This is a genomic window from Corallococcus exercitus, assembly GCF_003611585.1.
Lineage (GTDB): Bacteria > Myxococcota > Myxococcia > Myxococcales > Myxococcaceae > Corallococcus > Corallococcus exercitus.
The window spans coordinates 1-6,893 of the sequence record NZ_RAVW01000480.1 but is presented as its reverse complement, the minus strand read 5'-3'; the positions used below and the strand labels follow the sequence as shown (position 1 = coordinate 6,893).

At 71.2% G+C, this 6,893-nt stretch carries 6 protein-coding genes; 3 read left to right on the top strand and 3 right to left on the bottom strand.

What is annotated here, in order from left to right; translation table 11 throughout:
- The first annotated feature begins 36 nt into the window (after nt 1–36).
- From D7W79_RS36325 to D7W79_RS36315, 3 genes are read left to right on the top strand one after another with little or no spacing between them, the layout of a single operon-like run.
- On the top strand, nt 37–600 hold the full coding sequence (locus D7W79_RS36325) for an STM4013/SEN3800 family hydrolase (protein WP_276375530.1): 564 nt from the start codon (nt 37–39) through the stop codon (nt 598–600).
- Nucleotides 597–1,910 carry an STM4012 family radical SAM protein gene (locus D7W79_RS36320; RefSeq protein ID WP_120529876.1) on the top strand — a complete coding sequence of 438 codons (1,314 nt, stop codon included), beginning with the start codon at nt 597–599 and terminating at the stop codon, nt 1,908–1,910. The genes D7W79_RS36325 and D7W79_RS36320 overlap by 4 nt, the downstream gene beginning before the upstream one ends.
- Entirely contained in the window at nt 1,907–2,806 is a 900-nt protein-coding gene (locus D7W79_RS36315) for an STM4011 family radical SAM protein (protein WP_120529875.1), read from the top strand. The genes D7W79_RS36320 and D7W79_RS36315 overlap by 4 nt, the downstream gene beginning before the upstream one ends.
- Here D7W79_RS36315 and D7W79_RS36310 read toward each other — a convergent pair.
- The 3 genes from D7W79_RS36310 to D7W79_RS36300 all read right to left on the bottom strand — a co-directional run bounded on the left by D7W79_RS36310 (nt 2,773) and on the right by D7W79_RS36300 (nt 6,689).
- The gene (locus tag D7W79_RS36310; protein WP_120529874.1) at nt 2,773–3,918 is read right to left on the bottom strand and encodes an STM4014 family protein; all 1,146 of its coding nucleotides are present in this window, start codon (nt 3,916–3,918) and stop codon (nt 2,773–2,775) included. The genes D7W79_RS36315 and D7W79_RS36310 overlap by 34 nt on opposite strands.
- 9 nt (nt 3,919–3,927) lie before the next feature.
- Nucleotides 3,928–5,289, bottom strand: coding sequence for a WGR domain-containing protein (locus tag D7W79_RS36305; RefSeq protein ID WP_120529873.1), 1,362 nt, complete (start codon nt 5,287–5,289; stop codon nt 3,928–3,930).
- Between the two features lie 74 nt (nt 5,290–5,363).
- Entirely contained in the window at nt 5,364–6,689 is a 1,326-nt protein-coding gene (locus D7W79_RS36300) for an OmpA family protein (RefSeq protein ID WP_167497782.1), read from the bottom strand.
- Between the last annotated feature and the right edge of the window lie 204 nt (nt 6,690–6,893).

Genomic DNA, 6,893 nt, shown 5'->3' with positions numbered 1-6,893 from the left:
GTGGGCTCGGAGATTGTATAAGAGACAGCCTTCGCCCTGCGCTTCGAGGGCAGCGAGACGACGGGCCCCGGCACCTGCGTGCTGGACGCACCCGACCTCGTCACCGGACTGGCCGGGCGCGGCTATCACACGGTGTGCATTGGCGGGACGGGCTTCTTCAACCAGAAGAACCCCCTGGGCCGCGTGCTCCCGGGCCTCTTCTCCGAGGCGCACTGGGCCCCGGAGCTGGGCGTCACCGACCCCCGATCCACGGAAAATCAGGCATCACTCGCAGTGAAGATCCTGGGTGCGCTGCCCCGGGAGCAGCGGGTGTTCCTGTTCATCAACGTCTCCGCGCTGCACCAGCCCAACCGGCACTACGTGCCCGGGGCGACGGAGGACTCGAAGGCGACGCAGGCGGCGGCCCTGGCGTATGTGGACGGCCAGCTGGGGCCCCTGTTCCAGGCGCTGCGCCGGCGCGGTCCGGCCTTCTGCATCGTGTGCTCGGACCACGGCACGGCGTACGGCGAGGACGGCTACACGGGGCACCGGCTGGGGCACCCGGTGGTGTGGACGGTGCCCTATGGCGAGTTCGTGCTGCCGGTAGACTCCGCGCCATGACGCGCCTGGAGTCGATGCTCGAAGGGACGCCGTACGTGGCGTACCTCTACGGCTACCCGCACAAGACGGCCTACCGTCCGCTCACGCCCGCGCTGCCTCTGGAGGATGTCTGGGCGAAGGAGCGGCGGGACGCGCTGTTCCTCTACCTGCACGTGCCCTTCTGCGAGATGCGCTGCGGGTTCTGCAACCTCTTCACCGCCGCGGGCCCCAAGGAGGACGTCGTCACGGCGTGGCTCGCCGCGCTGAAGCGGGAGGCCCGCCGGGTGAAGGACGCGCTGGGGCCGTCCACGTTCGCGCGCGCCGCCATCGGCGGTGGCACCCCCACCCTGCTGGACGTCGCGGGCTTGGAGACGGTGTTCGACCTGGCGGCGGAGCTGGGCGTCCACCCGCGCGACGTGCCCATGTCCGTGGAGGTGTCGCCGGAGACGGTGGACGCGGACAAGGTCGCGCTCTTGAAGGCCCGGGGCGTGGACCGGGTGAGCATGGGTGTGCAGAGCTTCCTGGAGGCGGAGGTCGCCGCGGTGAAGCGGCCGCAGAAGACCGCGCAGGTGGAGGCCACGCTGGACCTGCTGCGGAGCGCGGGCTTCCCCACGCTCAACCTGGACCTCATCTACGGCATCGAGGGCCAGACGGTGGAGACGTTCCAGCACTCGCTGGAGGCCGCGCTGCGGTACGCGCCGGAGGAGCTGTACCTCTACCCGCTCTACGTGCGGCCCCTCACCTTCCTGGGCAAGAAGTCGCGCGCGTGGGACGACCTGCGGCTGTCGCTCTACCGGAACGGCCGGGACTTCCTCCTGTCGCGTGGCTACACGCAGGTGTCCATGCGGATGTTCCGCGCGGCGCACGCACCGGCCGCTCGCGGCGCGGTGTACCGCTGCCAGGAGGACGGCATGGTGGGCCTGGGCGTGGGGGCGCGCTCCTACGCGGGCGCGGTGCACTACTCGTCGGAGTACGCCGTGGCGTCGCGCGAGGTGCGCGGCATCATCCAGGCGTACGTCGAACGGGACGCGGCGTCGTTCGGCGAGGTGCGCTACGGCTTCGTGCTGGACGCGGCCGAGCAGCGCCACCGGCACCTGGTGCTGTCGCTGCTCGCGGAGGGCGTGGACCCGGGCGCGTACCGCCAGCGCTTCGGCACGGAGGCGAAGGCGGACTTCCCGATGCTCGCGGAGCTGGAGGCGCACGGGCTGGCACGCGACGTGGACGGCGTGTTCCATCTCACGCCCGCGGGCGTGGAGCGCTCGGACCTGATTGGCCCCTGGCTGGACTCCGAGGCCGTGCGCGCGCGCATGGCGGAGTACGCCTGGCGATGAAGCTCACCGTGCTCTACCGGGGGCCGCTGTCCGGCTGCAACTACGGCTGCGAGTACTGCCCCTTCGGCAAGTGGAAGCAGAGCGAGGAGGAGCTCACGAAGGACCGCGCGGACCTGGAGCGGTTCCTCCAGTGGGTGGAGTCGCGCACGCAGGACACCGTGTCCGTGTTCTTCACGCCGTGGGGCGAGGCGCTCATCTGGCCCTGGTACCAGCAGGCCCTGGCGCGGCTGACGCACCTGCCCCACGTGGAGCGCGCGGCGGTGCAGACGAACCTCTCCTGCCGGCTGGACTGGCTCGCCGACTGCCGCACGGAGAAGCTGGGCATCTGGGCCACTTACCATCCGGAGTGGATGAAGCGCTCGCGCTTCCTCGCGCAGTGCGATCGGCTGTCGGAGCACGGCGTGCGGCACAGCGCGGGCATGGTGGGCTTCCGGCGCTTCGCGGACGAGGCGGAGGCCCTGCGCCGCGAGCTTCCCGAGGACACGTACCTGTGGATCAACGCGGTGAAGGATGGTCTGGACGCGTACACGCCCGAGGACGTGGAGCGCTTCACCCGCATCGACCCGCTGTTCCCGGTAAACAACACCCGCCACCCCAGCCGGGGCCGGGCCTGCCGTGGCGGCGAGTCCGTGCTGTCCGTGGACGGTGACGGCACCGCGTACCGGTGCCACTTCATCAAGGAACCGCTGGGCAACCTCTACGCGCCGGACTTCGACGCGACGCTCAAGCCGCGCCCGTGCTCGAAGGACACGTGCGGGTGTCACATCGGCTACGTGCACCTGGAGTACCTGGAGCTGGATCGCGTGTTCGGCTCCGGGCTGCTGGAGCGCGTGCCGGCGACGCGGCTGTGGACGGGCGGGCGTCAGCGCAGCGCTTCGCGGATCTCCCAGTCGTAGACGGACAGGCCGTCGCGCATGAGGCCGGGGAGCAGATCCCCGAAGGCGTTCGCCTCCAGCACGCGGTGGCCGTGGAAGAAGTCCTCGAACATCAGGTCGATGCCCACGTGGAGGCAGTCGTGCGCGCGGGCCACGGCGCGGCAGCTCTCCATCGCGGCCTCCTGCTCGCGGGGCGGTACGGCGGCGTGGAACGCGTCCAGGTCTCCCCGGTAGCCGCCCAGGTGCAGGTTGGTGATGGGCAGGCGGCTCTGGCGCACGACGGTGAAGGCGGGCTCGCCGCGCACGGCGAGGACGCGGCAGTCGAACACGTCCCCGCCCAGCCGCGCCTTGGGCCGGGACTCCTCCACCTGCGAGCCCTCACGCAGGAGGAAGGCCAGCACCGCGTCCACCTCCCGCGCGTCCGTCACGCGGCGCACCTTGAGGGAGTTGAACCAGCCGGTGGCGCCCCGGTGCAGGCTGGTGATCAGCGAGCCCACGGTGCCTTCCGCCCTGCCCGGCCGGTACACCGCGAGGCAGGACGCGGACGAGCCGCAGGACAGCTTCACGAACGCCTCGCGGAAGCCCGCCTCGCGCAGGGCCTGCCGCAGGGCCTCCGGCGTGGCGCCCGGGGCCACGTCCAGGAACGGCGGCACGGGGATGCCCAGGCCCGCGTACCGGCGCGACGTGATGCGCTTGTCGAACAGGTCCGCGATGGCGCCCGGCGAGGACAGCACGCGCCAGCGGGGACGCAGGGCGAACCGGGCGGACAGGTCCTCCAGCACGCGCAGGAAGCCCAGGTGGTGCTGCCGGGGACACAGCACGCGGCCATGTTCATCCGGCAGCGCGTCCAGTGCCTCGGGCGTCACGGTGTCGCAGCCGGTGCCGAGCGCATCCGCGTGGCCGCGCAGGAGGAAGGCCCGCTCCACGGCCGCGTCCTCCCCCGCCGCGTCGATGCGGACGAGGCGCTCCGTGTCGGGCAGCTCCAGGAGGACGTCGGGGGCGCGGGCCACCGTCTCCCAGGCCACGACGAGCGCGGGAGGAAGGCCGGCGCGGACCAGTGCCTCCTGGAAGAGCGTGACGCGCCGGTTCCCGGGGTTGCCGATGATCAGGAACGGCGGCGCGGCGGACGGCATGGGGACGGGCTACTCGCCCACGGCGGCGTAGCGCGACTCCTCTTCCGGGTCGTAGGGCTCACGCTGGTTGCCGCGGATCACCGACGGGGCGACCCTTGCGACAACCTTCAGCCCCGCTTCCGTGAGGAAGTTCCGCGAGACGTCCAGCGCCTTGAGGTGCTGGAAGGCCCTGGCGTTCTGGGCCAACGTCTCCGCGCCCCCATCCCCCATCGTGCCCATGGACAGGTCCAGCTCCTCGAGCTGGGCCAGGACCTTTGCCGAGGGCAGCGCCGCGCACAGCTCGTCCGTGAACTCGGCGTTGCGCAGCCCCAGCTTGCGCAGGGCTGGAACGCCCTCCGCGTCGAGGAGGGGCTTGAGGTCCTTCACCCCGCCGCCCGCGCCGTATTCCTCCTGGCCGAACCAGACCTCCAGCGCCTCCAGCTTCGGCCACTTCGCCTTCACGATGGACTTCACCGCGCTTTCGGGGAGGCCACCCGTCTCTACGGTGAAGGAGCGCAGCTCCGGCAGGTCGATCTTTCCGAGTTCGATCTCGCCGCCGCGCACGCGCAGCTCCCGCAGCTGGGGGTAGACCTTGTAGAGCGGCTGGAGGTTGCCCACGTGCGTCCAGGAGATCTCCGTCTCGTCCGGGAACTCGAAGTCGCCGATGAACAGCGAGCGCAGTGGCGGCGCGGGCTTCGCCTTCGCCAGCACCTCCAGCACGTCGTGGTACTCGTTCTCGCCGTCGAAGGTGGCCATGCCGACGGTCAGGCGGCTCAGGAAGCGCGCGGACGGATGGGCCAGCAGCTCGCCCAGCAGCTCCGGGATGTCCGCCGTGGAGTCGTAGTCCACCTGACCCAGCCGGGCCTCGCGGATGAAGCCCAGGTGCCACTCCAGCTTGAGGGTCTCGTCGGAGACGGCCTCCGCCAGCGACTCGCCCAGCAGCTCGCCCGAGTGCGTTTCAACGTACTTCGCGACCTGCTTGTGCACGGCCGTGGCCTTGGCCGCGGGCGCATCCAGCGCGGAGTGCTGGAGCCGGATGAGCTCGGCGCGCGGGTCGCCCTCGCCTTCGAGCCATTCGGCGTACGCGAGGTAGCCCTTCACGTCGTCGGGCTTCGCGAGGATGGCGGCCTCCAGGTCCGGGTTGACGGCGGACTCGGCGGTGGCTTCCCCGCCGTCGTCCTCTCCACCTTCGGCGAGCGTGTAGCCCTTGCGCTCCTTCTCGTGGATCTGCGCCTCGTAGGCCTTCTTCGCCTCGGCCTTGGAGTCGAACTCCTCGACCTTCTCCTGGCCGTCGGAACCGATGCGGCCCCAGCGCTTGGTCAGCGTGGTGCCCTCCAGGGTGATCTCCCAGAACTTGCTGGAGCTGCCTTCGGTGAACTCGTAGCGAGGCATCGCGCGGCCCTTTGGCGAAGAACGCCCGGGACGCTAGAGGAGCCCTCCGGCAAGCTCAAGCCGCGCGGGACGGCTCAGGGGCGCAGCAGCACCAGCTCCACGCGGCGGTTGAGCTCACGGCCGCGCGGGATGAGGTTGGGGGCCTTGGGGCTGCGGTCGCCCAGGCCCACGGCCTCCACGCGGGACGGGGCCACGCCGGCGCGGATCAGCATGTCCGCCACGGCTCGGGCGCGAGCGTCGGAGAGGCTCTGACGGGCCGGCTCGGGAACTTCCTTCGAGTCGGTGTGGCCCTCGATGCGCAGGCGCGCCTTCGGGTCGCGCACGAGCAGGTCCACCGCCAGGTCCAGGCCCGCGAGCGCGGTCTTGGTGGGCACGGGCTTCTTCTCGTCGAAGCTCAGGGGCTCGGGCAGCTCGATGCGGCCCTCCTGCACCTTGGCGGCCTTGGCGGCCTTGGGCGCGGGCACCAGCGCGAAGGCCAGCGACGCTTCGGCGCCGGCGTTCAGCTCTACCTGGCGCGTCTGGGCGAGGAACCCGTCGGCGATGAGGTCCACGGTGTACGCGCCCGCGGACAGCGGCACGTCCTGCGGCTTGCGGCCCTTGGCCGTGGCGAGCGTGAGCTTCAGGGGTTCGCCGTTGCCGCGCACGAAGGCGGTGGCCTTGGTGGGCTTCTTGGACGTCACCTCCAGGCGCAGGCGGCTGGGGGCCACGGGCGTGCGCTCCACGGGCGGCGTCACGGAGACGACGGTCGTCGTGGGCTTCACGCCCGCGTCCGGCGCTGGCGTGGGCTGGACGACCTTCACCGGAGCGCCGGCATCCACCGGAGACGGCTTCACGGGCGGGGGCGCGGTGGCGACGGTGGGCTCGTCCTTCAGCGGCTGGATCATCTCCGCGGTGACGGCGTGGGTGAGCTTGAGCTTGAGGCGCGGATCCGGCGCGTTGGGCACCACGGCGGGGGACGCCTTCACCACGACGCGCAGGCCGCGCTGGGTCTGGAAGCCGACGGACGCGGTGATCTTCCAGAGGAAGCCGTTGGTCTCGCTGAACAGGCTCCAGGAGCCGTTGGTGTAAGTGACGCGCGAGACGAGGGTGTGCTCGCCGGGTTCGACCTTCAGGTTCGCGAGCCGGTGCACGCCGGGCGCGTTGAGTTCCTCCAGCGACGGGACGGCGAGCGGTTCGCCATCCAGGAGGAAGTCGGTCTCCACCAGCCGGTAGCCGTCCTCGGGCTTGAAGCCCGCGAAGAGGACCTGCACTTCGGAGGGGGACTCGGGGACCATGTCGCGCAGCTGGCGTTCCAGCTCCGCGCGCACCTGTTCCTCGCGCGTCGTTTCGGCCGCGAGCGCACCCGGGGCCAGGAGTCCGACGAGGAGCAGTGACCCGATCTTGAGGAAGGAGGAATCCACGAGGCGCCACGCAGCATGGCACAAGGCGCCCCGGGACGATGCAGGGATACAGCTCTGTAGGGGGAGCAGGCGGGCGCGACGGGCCTGTATCGAGGGGCGGGTTGACTGCTTCGCGGTGAATCCCCTGCTCCAACCAGTCCTGGCGTGGGGGGGCGGGGATGGATCATCCTCGGAGGCGCATGGATCCGCGGCCTGCCTCCCCTC